Source organism: Pseudoalteromonas sp. P1-16-1b (genome assembly GCF_001401785.1).
Taxonomy (GTDB): Bacteria; Pseudomonadota; Gammaproteobacteria; order Enterobacterales; family Alteromonadaceae; genus Pseudoalteromonas; species Pseudoalteromonas undina.
The window spans coordinates 1-230 of sequence record NZ_LKGQ01000077.1 but is presented as its reverse complement, the minus strand read 5'-3'; the positions used below and the strand labels follow the sequence as shown (position 1 = coordinate 230).

Annotated in this window: 2 tRNA genes; both read right to left on the bottom strand. The window is 45.2% G+C overall.

Features of this window, described 5'->3' with window-relative positions:
* Window position 1: 1 nt before the first annotated feature.
* Window positions 2-74 (bottom strand) — tRNA-Thr (locus AN392_RS18265).
* Window positions 75-146: 72 nt separating this feature from the next.
* Window positions 147-222 (bottom strand) — tRNA-Phe (locus tag AN392_RS18260).
* Window positions 223-230: the final 8 nt, after the last annotated feature.

The following is a 230-nucleotide window of genomic DNA, read 5'->3' as shown; positions in this document are numbered from 1 at the left end:
GTGCCGACTAACCGAGTCGAACGGTTGACCTACTGATTACAAGTCAGTTGCTCTACCAGCTGAGCTAAGTCGGCACACAAAACTGTGTGCTAAGGCACGCGTAAAGATGTTTAATTTATTTACTTAAACACCATTACTATAATAAATGGTGCCTCGACCCGGAATCGAACCAGGGACACGAGGATTTTCAATCCTCTGCTCTACCAACTGAGCTATCGAGGCACTTAAAC